The following is a 17842-nucleotide window of genomic DNA, read 5'->3' as shown; positions in this document are numbered from 1 at the left end:
TGGCTGCATTCGGGAGTTGGTGTAATCGTGAACCAGATTAATCGAGTTGCAATTGTTGGTGGAACTCATGGCAATGAGTTTACAGGGGCTTACCTGATCGAAAAATTTGCCCAGTTTCCCGATTTAATTACTAGAGCAAGTTTTGAGACAGTCACTCTGTTAGCAAATCCTTACGCTTTTGCGGCGGGGAGGCGATATCTAGAGAAGGATTTAAATCGCTGTTTTCTCAAACAAGATTTACAAGATCCGACTCGGAACAGTTACGAAGAATTGCAAGCTAAATCAATCCAGGACACCCTAGCATCAAATGGGGATAAACAAGCAGATTTCATTTTAGATTTGCACAGCAGTACAGCTAATATGGGTCTGACAATTATTTTGGTAAACAGTCATCCCTTAAACTTAAAATTGGCTGCTTATCTGAGCCATATAAGTCCTTTGATTAGGATTTATCGCTGCTCTTTTAAATCAATTGAAGAAAACCCATTTGTAAATTCTCTGTGCGAATTAGGCTTTGCGATCGAGGTTGGCCCCATTGCCCAAGGGATCTTAAAAGCGGAGCTGTTCCAACAAACAGAGGAACTTGTTTATGCGGTTCTGGACTATCTGGAACAATTTAACCAGGGTAAAATTCTATCAACTTACGAAACTTTGATTCTCTATGACCACTTATTAGTTGTGGACTATCCAAAAAAACAGGATGGGACAATCTTTGGAATGATTCATTCAGAGCTTCAGGACAAGGATTATCAACCCTTAAATCCAGGAGATCCAATTTTTATAACTTTTGATGATAAAACAATTATTTATGAGGGAACATCTACCGTTTGGCCTATTTTTATTAATGAGGCAGCTTACTACGAAAAGGGAATTGCAATGTGTTTGACTCAGAGGCAGCAAATCAATATCTAGTACAGCTTGGCAAAAATCCAGCTATTATCTCAATTAACCAGACAAGTAGGGGCAATTCCTGAATTGCCCCTACTCAAACTCGTTGTTAAAGGTAGGCAAACTTCCGCTACAGTATACGAGTACTTTGTCAAGCTAGTAATCAAGGGTTTGTAGTAAACACTAAAGTGCTTAGAAGCCCTGAGTTGAAGTGCGAAACTTGACCGATAAAGCCCAAACCTAAGACTATAATTTACGCAAAAAAATTGTCCAAATACTTGAACTAATAATGCAAACCAAGCGACCAGTAAACAAACCAATAGCCAGTCTTTCTTTAGATTTGGATAATATTTGGTCTTATCTAAAAAATCAGGGCGTTCCGGGTTGGGAGACTTTCCCCTCTTACCTGGATATAGCAGTACCTCGTTTTTTAGATATTCTCCAGCAATGGGATTTGACAATCACAGTATTCATTGTGGGTCAGGATGCAGCGCTGGAAAAGAACACCAAGGTATTACAAGCGATCGCTGATGCTGGTCACGAAATTGGCAATCATTCATTTTACCATGATCCTTGGCTACATCTTTATTCAGAGGATGAGATTGAAGAAGAAGTGGCGATCGCTGAAGAACATATCAAGCGGGTCACTCATCAACATCCTATCGGCTTTCGGGGGCCTGGATACAGTTTTTCTCCTGCGGTATTGAAAGTCTTAGCACGACGGGGATACGAATATGATGCTTCGACTTTTCCCACATTTTTGGGGCCGATAGCACGAGCGTATTATTTGATGACTTGTAAACTGAGCAAGGAAGAACGCAAAAAACGGGAAGCTCTGTTTGGCGGTTTCAAAGACGGTTTGCAGCCTCTGAAAGCTTACCAGTGGCAGATGGGTAAGGATAAACTCACTGAGATTCCCGTTACCACTATGCCAATTTTTAAGGTGCCAATTCACTTCAGTTACATAATGTATCTGAGTACATTTTCTTCGGAAGTAGCGTTACTCTACCTGCGAATTGCCCTATGGCTGTGTAAACTTACACGCGTCCAACCTTCTTTGCTACTCCATCCTACAGACTTTTTAAGTCAAGAGGATGTGCCAGAACTATCATTCTTTCCTGGTATGAGCATTCCCACCTACAAAAAGCTAGCAATAGTGAATAAAAGTTTAGAACTTATATCCAGTCACTTCAATGTTTTGACTGTTGGACAACACGCCAAATTCGTAGCCGGCGCCCGTCAACTGCCTGTATTAGTACCTCAAAAGAGGTAATATCAGTCAAATTTATATCCTTAATTATACGCAAAATAAACTTTGACCTCTCTATAAAACTTTTGTCTGTAAAAATCGGAGGCTTTTCAGGGGAGCCAGTTCTCTTGAAACCAGCTGACATTTGCTGGCAAGAATATGTAAAGTAAGTGAGTGGGATTTACTATATTCAATCTTGGAAACATCTATCTATGGTTAGAAAAAATAAACGTCTTTTACTGCTAGTTGTTTGCTGTAGTATAACTGGTGTAATTTTAGGAGGTACTGCCGGTTGGGCAGAAAGTAGTCTCTGCTTGGAAGACAGTAAGGTTACAAGTGAGTGTCTAACTCAAAATCCAATCCAAAAAACTATCGAAGGGATGAGTACCGGATTGTTAGCTGGGGCTGGGGCTGCTTTCGGTGCAGTATGGCAGTTACGGCATGAAGATTGAGCCTAAACTACCTACCACTAACCCGGAGTAGCGGGTTAGTGGTAGATTTATTTACTAATTGAGCAGTGCCTCCACTTAGACTTTCGCCCAGCATGAAATCTTACCTCCCCTCTTACAGCAGAGACGGCTAATAGCGGAGCGTAAAGCCTTCTCTACGAGAGGCTGCGCCAACGGCATAGCTTCGCTTAGAGCGAGTCTTCTCCCAAGGGGAGACGCTTTCGCGCAACGAGCGTCACCTTCCCCCAATAGCCATCTGATACCTTATGCTCTAATATTTATCGCTGTATTTCTATCTCGGTTATAGCGAATTCGCAACAGCGATGTATTACAAAAACTGGGCACGAAAGAATTTCTGTTGAACTTGGGCGGTCAATCATCCTGATTTATGGGCTTTGGAAGAATACCCATCTATTAATGCACGAGCAAATTTATGGTGTTGTTCAGCTAGATGCGGAATATATTACGGCGGAGTTTCTTCCACGGTATTGTCTTCCAAGATTCACTAGTGTTGTCACTGTGCCTAATCATGCTCTGCTCCAATTTGTGTATTCTGAACACCTCAAACCAATTACGGTCTGTCCTACCCTTTCCTTTGGTATTTTTTCCTGATAGCCTTATTTCGCTGGTTTCAGTTCACGATGGTTCAGACGCATCTTCACTTAAGTTACTCATGGCTACTTTGCTCGATGGATACCGGATTAGGCTAGTTACGTAGATAGTAGAAGACTGGTTTGATAGACTACCAAATACAGAAAGTGTTAAAAATAACGCTGACCCCTTTCCGATTACTGGAAAGTCTTCAAGGCAGCAGGTTTTTCTGTGGACGAATTTGAAGAGCCAAGAATTACCCCAGAGCGATATCATCTTGCAAAAAACGACCAGAAGCTGTTCAATTCCAAAACACGTCCCTATTCGGTAGTTTTTAAACTACTGAAAGTTAAAATCAATTCGTAATTCGTAATTCGCAGACTCGCTACCGCTACGCTAAAGTAATTAGGTTTTGTGACGGAGATTTAGACCTCTATTTTTAAATATAGAGTTCCCTTTTCCCCTCTTTTTCATCACTATCCTAGTCAAACTCTAGAGGCCACAAATCTGCAATTGGTACTTCCCATCCTGGGAGCAAATCGGGAACTGTTAAAATATCGCCATCACGAAGTATTATTGCCTCTTGTCCAAGGTTGTAAACTTCAACAATCCGCTCATCTGGATTGAGCAAAATTCCTACCTTAGTTCCCAAACTCAGAAATTCTTGAATCTTGGCTCTCAAATCCTCTAAGTTATCACTAGGGGACTTCACCTCTACAGTCAAATCGGGAGCCAATTGAGCAAAAGACTTCGGACTGCGACGCAAGCGTTCGGCTAAAACAAATGAGGCATCCGGTGCGCGCAAATCTAAATTTGGCAATCTGAAACCAGCACTAGAAGCTGCTGTTCGTCCAAGTTTGCGCGGTCTAACCCAGTTAGATAACTGGGCAATCATCGCGGCGGCGACTTCATCTGATTCGTATCCTGATGGACTCATGACAATAATATTACCCTTGACTAGTTCCATACGAAAGTCAGGGTGCTGTTGCTGCATTTTTTCCAAGTCTTCAAGCGTTAGGGACATAAAACCTCTCTAGGAGCGATCGCTTTATTGAGCCTAAAATTACTATACCGTAATACTTATAGACCTCTCTAGGAGCGAAGCGATCATCAGGTCTAACACTATTATCCTAAAAAATTAGCCCCCTCCTTGCTTGCAAAGAGAGAGCTGAACTTATCTGAGAAAGAATTCGTAATTTTTGGCTTAAATTACGAATTACGAATTACGAATTAGTTAATATCCGCCTTCTTCTTCGTATTCTGGCTGCCTTTCCTTGACTTTCTTGGGAATATTCACGGGCTTCGGCGCATCTTCCCAAGCATCGCCCTCTACGTCGTCATAATCATCGTATTCATCAACGTATGGCTTCCTGATGGGCTGGGCTTCATATTTTAGCGGTTGCTGCGGTTGTTGATACCTGTCGCTGCCCGTTGCCTCGCTCCAGTTATCTTCTTCCTCATCTTCTTCGTATTGAATCGATTCATACTGCTGCGCCCTCATTACCTGACGCTGTGGCCTTTCATCTTCCACATAATCTTCATTCCATTCTTCTTCCCGCGCTACGGGTTCGGGGGCGCGAACTTTTTGCTTGGGTGGCTGCAATGGCACTCCGCTAGGTAGTTGATTGCCGGGTGCAACTTGGCGCGGTGGAGTGTAGCCGTATTCTTCTTCTACATCGCGCTCCCACGGCGCTTTGCCGATACCCAGGCGCTCTAGTAAACCAACTGTTAACTGGTTTACTCGTTCTTCGGCTCCCTCAAAGACAATCAACCGATTGGGGCCTGTGCTGACAATTTCATCCACTGAGAATTCGTAAGTACTTAGAAATTGATCGGGAATTTGGGGCAATCCTAAAGAAGCAATGACTATGGAGTTAAGCTTCCCGGTTTCGGCGTTGAACTTAAAGCCCCGAACTTTGCCTAATACTTCACCTGTTTCTGTAATTACTTCCCAGCTAATCAGATTACTGAGAGATTCAACTTCGATATCTTCAATTACATCTTCGTTATCAACCAGGATGACATCACCAATCTGGTTGATGTTGTTGAGGTACATATAGCGCGGTATGCCCGAAATAGAGATCAGGCTGTCTCGCAAACCAAGTGCCACAACCTCTCGTTGATCAATATCAACCCAGACTTGACTGATGATGCCTAACCGCTTGCCGTTGTCGCGGGTAATCACCTGGGTATTTAATATGTCGGAACGCCTAATTATCTGTTCAGAGGTCATTCTATACCGAGTCCTGATCTCGAATCCGGTTTAACGCGTTGTGCGACTTATTCTTGCAACCCCTCTCTAAACCTCTCCCCCTGTGGAAGAGAGGCTTTGATTTTTGCTCCTCAACCCTTTTAGATAAGGGGTTGGGGGTTAGGTTTGAGAGAAAGTCGCACATGACGTGGTTTATCTATACACTATTTTTAACAAAAACTCAAACAGATGTATTGGATGATTGTAACTTAATCCCCAAAACTTGAGTGTAAGCTCCTCGTGCTTGAGTAACGCCAATTGTGCGTTCGGCTGATTCTATCATCGGACGACGCAAACTCACAACTATAAATTGCGCTTGTTGTGACTGTTGTTTAATCATTCTAGCTAATCGTTCTACGTTTGCCCCATCTAAGAACATATCCACTTCGTCAAAGGCGTAAAATGGCGATGGGCGATAACGTTGCAGGGCAAAGATAAAGCTCAAGGCTGTAAGCGATTTTTCTCCCCCAGACATGGAAGCTAGGCGCTGTACTGGTTTGCCTTTGGGGTGCGCGACTAAATTCAGTCCACTGCTAAAGGGATCTTCGGGATTTTCGAGTTGTAAATAGCCGTCGCCGTCGGACAGAATGGCAAAAATCGATTGAAAGTTTTCGTTGACAGCATCGAAAGCTTCTCTAAAGGCAAGTTGCCGCAATGTGGTAAAATTTTCGATCCGCAAAAGTAATTCGGTGCGTTCCCCTTCTAAAGTTTGCAATTTTTGCGTGAGTTCCTGAAGGCGGTTTTGGGTGCGTTCATATTCTTCTAACGCCAGCATATTCACAGGTTCCATTGCCTGTAAGCGTTTGGTAAGCGATCGCAATTCTTTCTGCAATTCTTCCAAGTCTACCTGATCTGGAACTTCCGGCAACGGATTTGGTAATTCTGCTCCCACATCCTGCAACTGACTTTGCAAAGCAACTAATTCCTCCCGCCGCTTCTCTTGGGTTTCTTGGAGTTTTTGGATTTCCCATTGCAATTGTTGTTGACGCAAAAGATGCGATCGCACTTCCTGTTCTGTGGCGTCGCGTTTTTGTTTCTCTTCTCCCAAATTCTGTTCCATTTGGCTGAGATTGGCGCGGGTTTGGGTGATTTGGTCGTCTATCGTTGTGATTTGGGTGGAGACGCGATTCATCGCGTCTCTACAAGAGATTTGTTGGGTTTCGTATTCTGTAATTCGCGTTTCACCTTCTTGGATTTTTTCTTGCAAACGTTGTTGCTGATTTTCCAAATTTTTTAATCTTTGTTCAGCTTCGCGTAATGCTGTCTCCCGTTGTTGCAATTGTTGCTCTTGAATTTTAATTGTCGCTTGGATTTGCTGCCATTCGCTAGGCGTTTGCGATGCTTCCAACTCGGCTAAAGCGTGTCGCAATTGTTGCAACTGAGTTTCTTGTCCCGGTAATTCCCGCTCTAAAATTTCCAATCGAGCTTGAGCAGTGGCTAACTTTTCACTGTTTTGGGCGAGTTGCGATCGCGTCCCCTCTAATTGCGCTGTTAAACTCTTAATATCTTTCTGCAACTGTTCTAATTGCAACTGCTGTTCGCGCCGCACCTGACGTGCTTCTGTGAGTTCTTGCGTCAGTTTTTTGATTCTGGTTGATAAAGTTGCGATCGCCTCAGTACAACGCTCTAAAACCCGCTCAATATCCACCAAGCGACTTCTTAAAGCGATCGCTTCATCAGATTCCGCCGCTTCCGCATTCCCAAACCGCAATGCCGAACGCTGAGTATTACTACCACCAGTCATTGCACCGCTAGTTTCCAACAGTTCCCCGTCTAAGGTGACGATGCGATACAATCCTAAGTTTTTCCGCGCCGCTTCAAGGTTGGCAAATACTACCGTGTTACCGAAAACATAGCTAAATACATCTTTGTAACGGCGATCGCAATCGACTAAGTTAACAGCATAGTTAACGAAGCCGTTGGCGAAACGCAGCGTTGCATCTTGAGTAAATTTGGGAGCGTGAATTTTATTCAGTGGTAAAAAAGTCGCCCTCCCAGCACGTTTCTGTTTGAGCAGTTCAATTCCGGCTGCGGCGATGCTGTCGTCTTCTACCACAATATGTCCCAACCGTCCACCGGCAGCCATTTCTAAAGCTAGCTGATGGCGGGGTTCCACCTTTCCTAACTGCACAACTAAGCCACAAAGTCCAGGCATTGCGGATTGTAAAATGACTTTACTAGCTTGGGTTCCCTGGACTTCTTGCTGTGCCTGCGCCTGCGCCTCTATTTTATCCAACTGGCGTTGTTTTTCCCGTTGTTCTAACAAAAGGCGCTTTTGGGTTTCCTGTTGGATTTGCAATTCTTGTTCTGTGGCTGAAAGATTTTGGGCTAAATTTTGGATGGGTTCGCTAGAGGCGTTAAATTCGGTTTCAACTTGATTACACTCAGCTTGTTTTTCTGCTAATAGTGGTTCGTCACGTTCAATTAACTGAGTTTGCTCTTGGATAAGCTGCTGTAACTGATTATTGCGTTCTCTGAGTTGTGCTTGTTCGGTGCGTTGCGGTTCCAGAGTTTGCAGCAGAGTTTCAATTTGACGGTTGAATGCTGTTTGCTGCTGCACCCACGCTTCCGAAGCCGAGGCGATTTCTGCTGCTGCTTCGCGGGAACTTTCTAAAGCTTGCTGTGCTTCGTTTCTTTGTTGTTGTGAAGACGCGATGAATCGCGTCTCTACAATTTGTGTTTTGGCAATTTCTTCTAAGGAAAGACGGTATTTTTGAATCTCTTGCTGAGTTTGAGCCAGACGTTTGGCAGTTTCCTGCGTTGCTGTTTCTAATTCCGTTAGCTGACGCTGGAGTTGTTTTCGTTCTGCTTCTTGGGTGGCGAAGGTAGATTGTACTGCCAAAAGTTCGTCTTCTCCCAAGGCTTTGACATGGGCATTAAGTTTTTCCAGTTCAGCAGTTTTTTGGACGATTTCGGAATTTAGGTTTGTCAGTTGGGTTGAGAATTCACTAGAATTACGATCGCCACTTTGAATTTCGTTAACTAACTTTTCAAGTTGTGCTTGTAGCGATCGCCATGATAAAACAGCTTCCCAAGATTGCTTGGCGAGAAATTCCGTGCGAAGCTTTTGATATTTATCAGCTTTCGCCCGATCTTGGGAAAGGCGATCACGCTGTGCAGTTAATTCCGTTTCAATAATCCGACAGCTATCTTCCTTTTCCTTCACCTCATCTAAAGTTGATTTGGCTTGGACAATTTTGCGATCGAACGCCGCCACCCCAGCCAATTCATCAATAATTTCCCGCCGTTCCCGCGTATTCATCGAAATGATGCTGGTGACATCCCCTTGCAGCACCACGTTATAGCCTTCGGGATAAACCCGCAGGTTACTTAGTTGCTCATGCAATTCCGTCAGCGTACAGGTTTCACCATTGATATAGTAATTCGATGTGTAAGTCCCTTGATGAGTGACTCGCAGCCTCCTAGTAACACTCCACTCTCCCAATTTTGGATTTTGGATTTTGGATTTTGGATTTTCTTCCCCTGCTTCTTCTGCTTCCTCCCTTTGTGTCTCTGTGTCTTTGTGTGAAATTTCATCTGACAAATCAAACGTCACCGTGACACTAGCCTCAATAGAAGCCCGTCCTTTAGCCTTTTGAGTGTTATTTACCAAGTCTGGCAAGCGTTCGGCTCGCATTCCCTTAGAACTGGAAAGTCCCAAGCAAAATAGCAGTGCATCGAGAATATTAGATTTACCCGAACCATTTGGCCCAGATATGACAGTACACCCCGGTAGCAAAGGGACTGAAGTAGTGCCACCGAAGGATTTGAAGTTCGTAAGTTCCACGCGCTTGATATGCACCATAGGCGCTGGTTCACTGGGCTAATGAAGAACAAGTGTATCAACTAATTAAAAATTCGCAAGAGGGTAGGGGGGAGAATTTAGGATTATCGAATCACGAACAGATCGAAAACCACGATGGTAAGCCTTAAGCTCAATAATGCCGGAACCGGGATTGAATCATGGCGCAACTTAGAAATTATGTGCAAGTTGACAAGGCACAAAAAGTCCTTGTTTCAAGCCCCTAAATTTATTTATGGGGATTGTAATTTTGAATGCGTGAATGCGTGAATGCGTGAATTCCCCGTTCGCGTAGCGTCTCGCAGAGAAGGGGTTGACTCGACTGCTCATCGATAACATGGCCAAGATTATTTGGTTAAATTGCCGCATTGTTGTAGCATTTATCTGCGGTAACAGGCATTGTAGTAGTGATAGGATATCGAGCATGGGCTGCTTGTAGCTTTTGAGTTATCGTTGTGAGAGACAATAACTCTACTAGGTCAGCCCTCTCTCTTCATACTATTTTTTTGGCGAAGGTATTGTAAATGGTAAAAGGATTAGGGCGAACCTACCGTAAGTAAGCTCGCCCTAACTTGTATTTAAAATTGTCGTCGGAAGTTGGGAAATCCTACCTACGGCACGCTACGCGAACGTAGAGCTTGGGGTTAGGAGAGAAAATCAGGAAAATCTTACCAAATTATTGAGGAGCCGTGTGAGCTTAACGTCTCATACACGGTTTGTCAACGCCGAGTCAGGAGGGTGACTTCCTGGCTTAGACATCCACTTATGACAATTGCAAAACTGACTTTTTGTTGACTCGACGAGTCAGAACTGAAGTAGCGCCCACAAAACCAATCACAAAAACTCCTAATAGAGAAGAAGACTCAGGAACTGCTTTGGTAACTACATTACCGGTGATACTGTTGTAGCCAGTGGCGACTGTGTGATTATCTGATTCAAAACCAGTTCCGCCAATATTGCTGAATTGAACCTGATCAAAAGTTCCGGCAACATCGTAGAAGTTGATGAACGCAAAGGGTTCTCCAGAATCCTGACCGTTGAATGTTGAATTAGGATTACCGTAGTAGCTGGCTTTATTTGCTAACCCTGCAATATAACTAACCACATCAGCAGTAGTTATAGTTTGTACAACCTTACCTTGTGAAAGAAATGTAAGTACATTATTAGCGTCTCCCGCAGACCACCAAAGTCCAAAGTAACTTTCTGGGTTTGCCAAATTGAGGGTAGAAACCGTTTGACCAGATATGTTGGCGTTTACATCAAAATATTCGCCTTTTCCACCAGCACCACCATATTGGTCTGCATTCTGGATCAGGGTATTCTTATAGCTACCAACATTTGTTGTTCCATCACTCGATTGAAAGCCTGCTGTACTGTAACCTGCTGTTTGTGCATCAAACGTTTGTACATGAGCATTCACAAGATTTGATAATTGGGCATTTTGTACGCCTGCGTTTTCTATTGATACCGTAAAAGAGGAAGCCATTGCAGGACGGGTAAGAGTCGCTAAGGACAAAACTACACCAGAAGCGATCGCGGACTTAATTAAAAAACTTTTCATTTTACAATTCTTCTCAGGTTTAAAATTTTTCTCGTTCAAAGCCCATTGTGCGATGTGCTTCTAGATTTCAACATCAGAAGGATTACTACTTTTTAGATTTAATCGCGCCCAGAGAAAAATGTAATTTATTGGACTTCATTTAGAGTAAAATCACTGGTGTTAAGTTCTGTAACATCTATCGCTTTATGTAGAAAGCGCAAAGTTATCAGTGCTGAATTGTAAACAAACTTTTTTTATAAAAGGTGCTACTTGGTGATTTGCAGGCAGTTTATATTTTTAGGATTCTAGATAAAGAAGGCATGAGTCCTTGGTGTCAACTTTCTCTAGTCAACTATGCCACCTGAGTTTTTTTGACATGGGTAGTAACATAAATTAAACTGCCTCTTGCAATCAACAAAAGAATCTTTATCAATGCATCCGACTGAAGAAGCTGCTGTTCCTACTCGCGTTATCGGTTTAATTAGTGGCACATCCGTAGATGGTATAGATGCTGCGTTAGTAGAGATTTCCGGTACAGAATTGGATCTCAAAGTTGAGTTGCTAGCTGGGGTAACATATCCCTATCCAGCCGAACTCAGAGAAAGAATATTAGCGGTTGGTGCAGGCGTTGCCATCTCAATGGCAGAATTGGCAGAAATAGATGATGCGATCGCCATTGTCTTTGCCCAAGCCGCCCAAAATATTCAAATTGGCCATCACCCAGCCACTCTCATTGGCTCCCACGGTCAGACAGTTTATCATCGACCACCTGCGGATAGGGGAATGGGGAAGAAAACCACTCCGCATTACCTCTTATCCCCAGAGGGGGCCCCACCTTCCCCACTCGGCTACAGTCTGCAACTAGGGCGCGGTGCATTAATTGCCCATCTTACAGGCATTACAACTGTGAGCAACTTCCGCGTTGCTGATATCGCTATTGGTGGTCATGGTGCGCCTCTGGTTCCTAGAGTAGATGCCTATTTACTCAGTCATCCCCAGCAGGGGCGTTGTATTCAAAACATTGGTGGTATTGGTAATGTTGCTTATATTCCGCCTCGGCATGGCGACTGGCTCTCAAAAATTCGCGCTTGGGATACTGGCCCAGGAAATAGCCTGTTGGATCTGGCTGTGGAGCATTTAAGCGCTGGTGCTAAAACTTACGATGAAGATGGCAATTGGGCAGCGAATGGTACTCCTTGCCATCCATTGGTAGAACAATGGCTCAACCAAGACTACTTTCATCTACCACCCCCTAAATCCACTGGTCGAGAGTTATTTGGTGTGACTTACCTGCATCAGTGTTTACAAGATGCCCAAGCATACCAACTTAATGCTGCCGACGTACTGGCAACTCTTACGGAACTTACAGCTGCTTCAATTGTCCATAGTTACCGCACTTTTTTGCCGGAAATGCCACAACGGGTACTATTATGTGGCGGTGGTAGTCGCAATCTCTATTTGAAACAAAGATTACAGTTATTGTTGACATCAATACCAGTCTGGACTACAGATGAAGTCGGCTTGAGCGCAGATTTTAAAGAAGCGATCGCCTTCGCGGTTTTAGCCTACTGGCGACATTTGGGTATTCCTGGGAACCTACCTACTGCCACTGGGGCACCTCAAGAAGTGCTTTTAGGAGAAATTTACCAACAAGGTGAGTATTGAGTAGTGAGTCCTGATTAAGGAGCTAGGAGATAGGAAAAACAAATAAAAAAATTTCTTCAACGCGATCGCGGTTCATTTTTCACTTCATTACTCAGCACTGCTATAACTGTAGTCTTGGCGGTACTCGATCAAGGCAGGAATAGAAGGTGGCTCATACTTTTTTATTAGAACCAGGACGCTGGGTAATGCAAGGAAATTGGCTGGAACGTAATGGTATGCCAATCAGCGTCAAGGGTATGACCTTGGTAGCTTGGAATCGAGATAACTGGTTCACTATGGCCACAAAACTGATATTTCCTGGTAGCGATCGCTCGGAAATCTCTCTACAATACAAGGGGCGGCTGCATGAGGGAGAGCGCCAGTATACTTTTTTACTGCAACACAATCTTTTAGGGCAGGTTGAAGGGGAAGGCTGGATTGGTCTAGATACTATTGTGCAGCATTACCGAGTACTAGACGATCGTCAGCGTCGTAGTGGGTTTGAAACCCTACACCGGATTTCGGAAGATACATACTACCTCAGCAGTGGCATCTTGGCTGGTCATTTTTTAACTACCACAATGGAAGCTAGTCTAGAGCGTCAGTCAACCTAAAAATTCCGGGAAAAAAGGTTGATCTAGATATAGGCGTTTTAAGAGGTTAAGTGCTGCTTGACAAAAGGTATTACAGACTATAATATTTGACAGCATAGGCGCAGCCCACCGCAGGCATCGCCCTTTGGAGAAAAGTTTGTCATCTATGGAATATCTCATGCCTAAACTTAATGAGTAATCGTTTATGCTCATATACTTCCTAAGTTGTAACTAAGTAGGCAAGAATAGACCAAACTATGTTACGCAATATAAAATCTATATAAAATCCCTTAAATAGGCTCGTAGTAAGGGTTTCAGTCTTCAAAATAGGGTTTCAGCCCTCACTAAAAACCTGGAATTATTTATGTCTACGTACTTATAGTAAAAAAGAAATTTTAAAATTATCATCAGGATTCTAGCATCTTGATCTAATCGTGTACTCAGGAGTTCAGTTTCGTGAATCCTAAAGTTTCTGTGATTATCCCTACTTTCAATACTGAGGCTTATATTGCGAAGGCAATAGAGTCAGCCTTAGAGCAAACGCTCACTGATATTGAAGTTATCATGGTCGATGATGGTTCAAGTGATAAAACTGTAGAAGTCGCTAAAAGTTTTACTGATCAACGTCTGAAAGTAATAGTTAATCAACAAAATCTTGGGGTTTCTGCTGCGCGTAATCGTGCCCTCAGAGCAGCTCAAGGAAAATGGGTTGCTGTTCTGGATTCAGATGACTGGTATGCTCCTGAAAGATTAGAAAAGCTTGTATTGCTGGCAGAGGAAACAAATGCAGATATGATTGCTGACGATCTTTATTTAATCAAAGATGGTGCAACATCTCCTTGGAGTACATTGATTCAAGAAAGTGGAGAAGATATAGATATAGATAAAATTCTCCAAATTGATATCATTTATTTTGTAGAAACTGATGTCTATGGACAAGCAGGGTTGCATCTTGGTTTAAGCAAGCCTATATTCAAACGAGAATTTCTGGTTAAGCACGGCATTGAGTACGATGAGACCTTAAGCATAGCTGAGGACTTTTGGCTTGATATGAAATGCTTAATCAATGGCGCTCGCTTTTTTGTTGTGCCGAAACCCTATTATTTCTACCGTTCACGCCCCAATTCTATGGTACGTCAAAGCTCATTGTCACGTCTAAATCAATGCTGCATAGCTACTAATTCTTTCATTCAACAAGAAGTTGTGAAAAAAAATCCAGCTTTAATGCGTGCTCTATCTTATAATCTTGCAGTCTTTAAGAGAAATCTAGCTTACTTTAAAGTTGTAGTGCCGATCAAGGAAAAGAAATGGTTAACAGCATTAACAGAAATTAGGAAAAACCCGTACTTTTTTTATGATTTTATTTCTAGATTTAAGAATATTATCGAACGTCGAATTCAATACTATGTAATGGGTAATAAATTAGTTTTTGACATATCTTATAACCTACACAAAAAACGAAAAATTACCAATTAGTACTATCACAGTTTTACCAGAAAATAATATATCCTTAGAGGATGTTTTAAAAGGGTCTTTTGCTCTCATAGTTAGCACAGCAAAGCATCTCAGTAAATGGCGAAACCCTGATTTAGCGTTGCACTTAAATCAGTACATAACTGCCAAATTATACCTTTTGGGACTTTTAAAACATCCTCTTACATAGTCAGAATGAGCCTGAATGTTAAAAACCTGATCAGGCAATAAGTATCTGTAATTACCCCTACTTATAAAACAAAGGTAGAGGACAGGCTTGCTGGAGGTAGGAGGAAAGTGCTAATCAAACAAAACTTTAGTTGTGGGTTATTGCCCACTAAAATAACAGTTATAAATCCGAACAAGCTAGAACATTATTTACGAGGTATGAGGGCTTAGAACTTATAAAATCTGCCCAGCACAGCTTCATGTCGCCCTCTCAGACTTTATTAATATTCAAAATTCCGCACTCATCATACAGTTCTCAGAACTGTATGATGAGTGTGCTGCTACCTAATTAAGCTTTTTTGCAGATCCTAGAGTTATCTATTTAGTCAAAATTGGGCAAACTAAAACTACACGACAATTAAAATGCAAAATGGTACAAAACGTCATTATAAATCTACCCTTTCTGCTTGTTTGATCTGGTATGTTGCACCAGTTGTAATAACCGTCTCGGTTGCAAACTACCAGAGAATGGTTTCAATCCTCTAAAAAAGACTGAAAAAAGCTAGTACAGCACCGCCTAAATAGAGCAACGATTGGAAATAGCACAAAAGCGTATCCTATAAGCTTTTTGACTTCCGACTTCTGCCTTGCAGTACAAGCCTAGAAAGTCATTTCTGGGCGCAATAATTCAGATATCAGTTTGAATGCACTTTTCCTCCCAAACACTTACAATCTGCTTTTGGATTCAAATTCTCTATGTCAGACCCCAACATTGGTCGCTTACTCAGCAAACGCTACCAACTCCAGGAGTTAATCGGTACTGGATCTATGGGCCGGGTTTATCGTGCTAAAGATACTTTGTTGGGAGGTGTACCTGTTGCCGTTAAGTTTCTGGCTCTATCAATCCAAAATGAAAAGCTGCGATTGCAAGACCGCTTTGAGCGAGAAGCAAAAACCTGTGCTTTACTAGGGCAAAAAAGCATCCACATTGTCCGAGTTATGGACTATGGCGTAGATGAGAATAATATTCCGTTCTACGTTATGGAATACCTACAAGGACAAAGCCTGAACAATATTATTCGCAAGCAACGACTGCCTTTACCAAGATTCTTGAGTATGGCGCGTCAACTCAGCCTGGGGTTACAGTGCGCTCATGATGGCATCTCAGTTGAAGGCACTATTTGCCCAATTATCCATCGTGATGTCAAGCCAAGCAATATACTGGTGATTCAAGATCCCAGTTTCGGAGAATTGGTCAAGGTTTTAGATTTTGGCATTGCTAAGTTATTACAGTCAGATGGCGACCATACAAAATTTTATTTGGGGACATTGGCTTATTCTTCTCCAGAACAGATGGAGGGTAAAGAATTAGACAACCGTGCTGATATTTATAGTTTGGGCGTGATGATGTTTGAGATGCTCACAGGCAAAATGCCACTGGTGGCATCAACTCACTCTTTTGGAGCGTGGTATAAATTACATCACTATCAAAAACCACGTTCTTTTACTGAGGTTGTGCCTGGATTAGAACTACCAAAAGAAATCGAAAATTTGGTGATGAGTTGTCTAGCTAAAGTACCACGCGATCGCCCCCAAAATATCGCTGAAATCCTCAGAGTTTTAGCATCTCAAGAAAAGCCTGAGCATACACGCAAAATTAACCAAGACAGCCTGGCCCTAGTTCCTGCTATTACAGTTAGCCCTAAGCTTGTTGAACAAAAGGCAAAAGCCGATTTGCGGGCATCCTGGTCAAACGATGAAATCGCTCGTACTATTTCCTGGCCGCAAAATAAACCAATTGCCGATATTGTGTTTCCCCAGCCCATTCATACCAATGGGCAGGTTTTACCAGCTCTGTGGGTGATGCTACCGCAAGAGGAAATTCAAAAGCGCTTACTCTGTACCCGCTATAATCAGTTTCTTTTCATCTCTGTTCCTCATCCGATGCTGCTATGGATTACTGTGATCTACAACCGCAAACATGGCGCTAAATGGTTGCCTTACTACCTTGATCTCAAAACCAGTCTTGGTCAAGAAATTGCCCGGTTACTACAGGATTCAGGTTACTACCGCCTGTTGTTCTTTGCACGAGAAACACCAAATCGCTGTACCCATATCTTACTTTCCAGCGTCGCTTCTGCCCAGCGCCAACGGCTACAAGAGTGGGTCGCAATCAGTAATACATCAATGTCCTCTGCCGACCCCCAATTTAGTAAAAGCTTACTCAAAAGCGAGTACGAAAAGATTAAGCCTCAAATTCGGACAAGACTGGAAAGTATTGATACAGATTCTCCATACGATCTTTCCAGCTAGGCATAATTTCCGAATGTTACATATTTTAGATGGAACTAAGGTGTGCCCACTCCAATAATGTAAACTTTTATAAACAAAATATGTATAAAGATGTAAGTTCTAGTTATATGTATAAAGAGTGAAATAAATAGCTACCAAAGCAGTAGTGTCTAAATTCTCTCTTGATCTTCCTGTGTAGATATTCCAGATGATTATAAATTTACGCAGGTGTGATTCTCAGACTAGAGGAAACAAAACAAGTCTAGCTAAAGCAAAGGATGAGTTTAGCCGACAAAGCTAAAGCTAGGTCTAAATTCCAGTAGAAGTTCCGTAGACAATGTTTACTCGTTATTAGTTAATTTCGTGAATTGAACTTTTGCACCGCTCTTGTGGAATTACTTATCGAAGTTGACGCCCCGACAGCCCCAGCTCTTTTCCTCTTTGGAACCAAGCAAGAGAAGGAGGTCGTCCACTGCGACATCAGAACAACTCTATGCCATAGTGGAACCGGAATCTAAGCCCCACTGGTGCTTAAGAAGCTCTTGATAAGTTGCCTCGCGCACTACCATTTGCTCATAGAGCTTTACCAAAAAGTCTTTGGCTTGCTCGTGGCTCATATTTTGCACCTGAGTAGAAAATGAGCAGATGCTGAATTGCTGTTCCAAGGATAGTTTCATTGGTTGGTTCATAAGTTAACTCCGAAAAAACAACGCGTAAAGGTGATATCGCTCACAGAAGTCCAAATGGGATAAGACTTGGACTTGTAATTGTCCAACATTTGTTCCTCCGTATTACGAAAGATAACAATTGTTTGACAGATTTGCCCACATCCTAAAGTGGGGAATTTTTCTGCTATGATATCTTGCACCTAATCCTACTGATATACCACCCAACTCAGCCGG

General features: G+C 42.6%; 12 protein-coding genes. 7 read left to right on the top strand and 5 right to left on the bottom strand.

Translation table 11 applies throughout. From position 1 onward, the window contains the following. The first annotated feature begins 27 nt into the window (after positions 1 to 27). The 3 genes from V7K31_RS06280 to V7K31_RS06270 all read left to right on the top strand — a co-directional run bounded on the left by V7K31_RS06280 (position 28) and on the right by V7K31_RS06270 (position 2589). Positions 28 to 912, top strand: a complete 885-nt coding sequence (locus V7K31_RS06280; RefSeq protein WP_335093224.1) for an aspartoacylase — start codon at positions 28 to 30, stop codon at positions 910 to 912. Between the two features lie 265 nt (positions 913 to 1177). Continuing rightward, positions 1178 to 2161 (top strand): polysaccharide deacetylase family protein, encoded by a 984-nt coding sequence (locus V7K31_RS06275; RefSeq protein ID WP_335093223.1) that lies wholly within the window; start codon positions 1178 to 1180, stop codon positions 2159 to 2161. Between the two features lie 188 nt (positions 2162 to 2349). Continuing rightward, a complete protein-coding gene (locus V7K31_RS06270; protein WP_334908605.1) occupies positions 2350 to 2589 on the top strand; it encodes a hypothetical protein in 240 nt (79 codons plus the stop codon). A 1069-nt stretch (positions 2590 to 3658) separates the two neighbouring features. Here V7K31_RS06270 and V7K31_RS06265 read toward each other — a convergent pair. From V7K31_RS06265 to V7K31_RS06250, 4 genes are all read right to left on the bottom strand, one after another. After that, complete coding sequence (locus tag V7K31_RS06265; RefSeq protein ID WP_335093221.1) at positions 3659 to 4201, bottom strand: Uma2 family endonuclease; 543 nt, start codon at positions 4199 to 4201, stop codon at positions 3659 to 3661. Positions 4202 to 4411: 210 nt separating this feature from the next. Next, positions 4412 to 5410: a PRC-barrel domain-containing protein gene (locus V7K31_RS06260; RefSeq protein ID WP_335093219.1), complete on the bottom strand. Its 999-nt coding sequence runs from the start codon at positions 5408 to 5410 to the stop codon at positions 4412 to 4414. Positions 5411 to 5609: 199 nt separating this feature from the next. Further along, positions 5610 to 9233: a chromosome segregation protein SMC gene (smc, locus tag V7K31_RS06255; RefSeq protein WP_335093217.1), complete on the bottom strand. Its 3624-nt coding sequence runs from the start codon at positions 9231 to 9233 to the stop codon at positions 5610 to 5612. A 760-nt stretch (positions 9234 to 9993) separates the two neighbouring features. Next, a complete protein-coding gene (locus V7K31_RS06250) occupies positions 9994 to 10791 on the bottom strand; it encodes an Npun_F0296 family exosortase-dependent surface protein (protein WP_335093215.1) in 798 nt (265 codons plus the stop codon). 411 nt (positions 10792 to 11202) lie between these two features. Between V7K31_RS06250 and V7K31_RS06245 the strand changes: the two genes are divergently transcribed. From V7K31_RS06245 to V7K31_RS06230, 4 genes are all read left to right on the top strand, one after another. After that, a complete protein-coding gene (locus V7K31_RS06245; protein ID WP_335093214.1) occupies positions 11203 to 12435 on the top strand; it encodes an anhydro-N-acetylmuramic acid kinase in 1233 nt (410 codons plus the stop codon). A gap of 146 nt (positions 12436 to 12581) precedes the next feature. Next, a complete protein-coding gene (locus V7K31_RS06240) occupies positions 12582 to 13028 on the top strand; it encodes a hypothetical protein (RefSeq protein ID WP_334944052.1) in 447 nt (148 codons plus the stop codon). Between the two features lie 435 nt (positions 13029 to 13463). Beyond that, positions 13464 to 14483 carry a glycosyltransferase family 2 protein gene (locus tag V7K31_RS06235; protein WP_335093212.1) on the top strand — a complete coding sequence of 340 codons (1020 nt, stop codon included), beginning with the start codon at positions 13464 to 13466 and terminating at the stop codon, positions 14481 to 14483. A gap of 921 nt (positions 14484 to 15404) precedes the next feature. Continuing rightward, on the top strand, positions 15405 to 16961 hold the full coding sequence (locus V7K31_RS06230) for a serine/threonine-protein kinase (protein ID WP_335093211.1): 1557 nt from the start codon (positions 15405 to 15407) through the stop codon (positions 16959 to 16961). 470 nt (positions 16962 to 17431) lie between these two features. Here the strand turns inward: V7K31_RS06230 and V7K31_RS06225 are convergent, their stop codons facing one another. Continuing rightward, positions 17432 to 17629 carry an NblA/ycf18 family protein gene (locus tag V7K31_RS06225; protein ID WP_094348015.1) on the bottom strand — a complete coding sequence of 66 codons (198 nt, stop codon included), beginning with the start codon at positions 17627 to 17629 and terminating at the stop codon, positions 17432 to 17434. Between the last annotated feature and the right edge of the window lie 213 nt (positions 17630 to 17842).

It is taken from the genome of Nostoc sp. (assembly GCF_036917675.1).
In the GTDB taxonomy this organism is placed as follows: domain Bacteria; phylum Cyanobacteriota; class Cyanobacteriia; order Cyanobacteriales; family Nostocaceae; genus Nostoc.
Note: the sequence above shows the minus strand (reverse complement) of the source record. Positions and strands in the feature narration are given on the sequence as shown.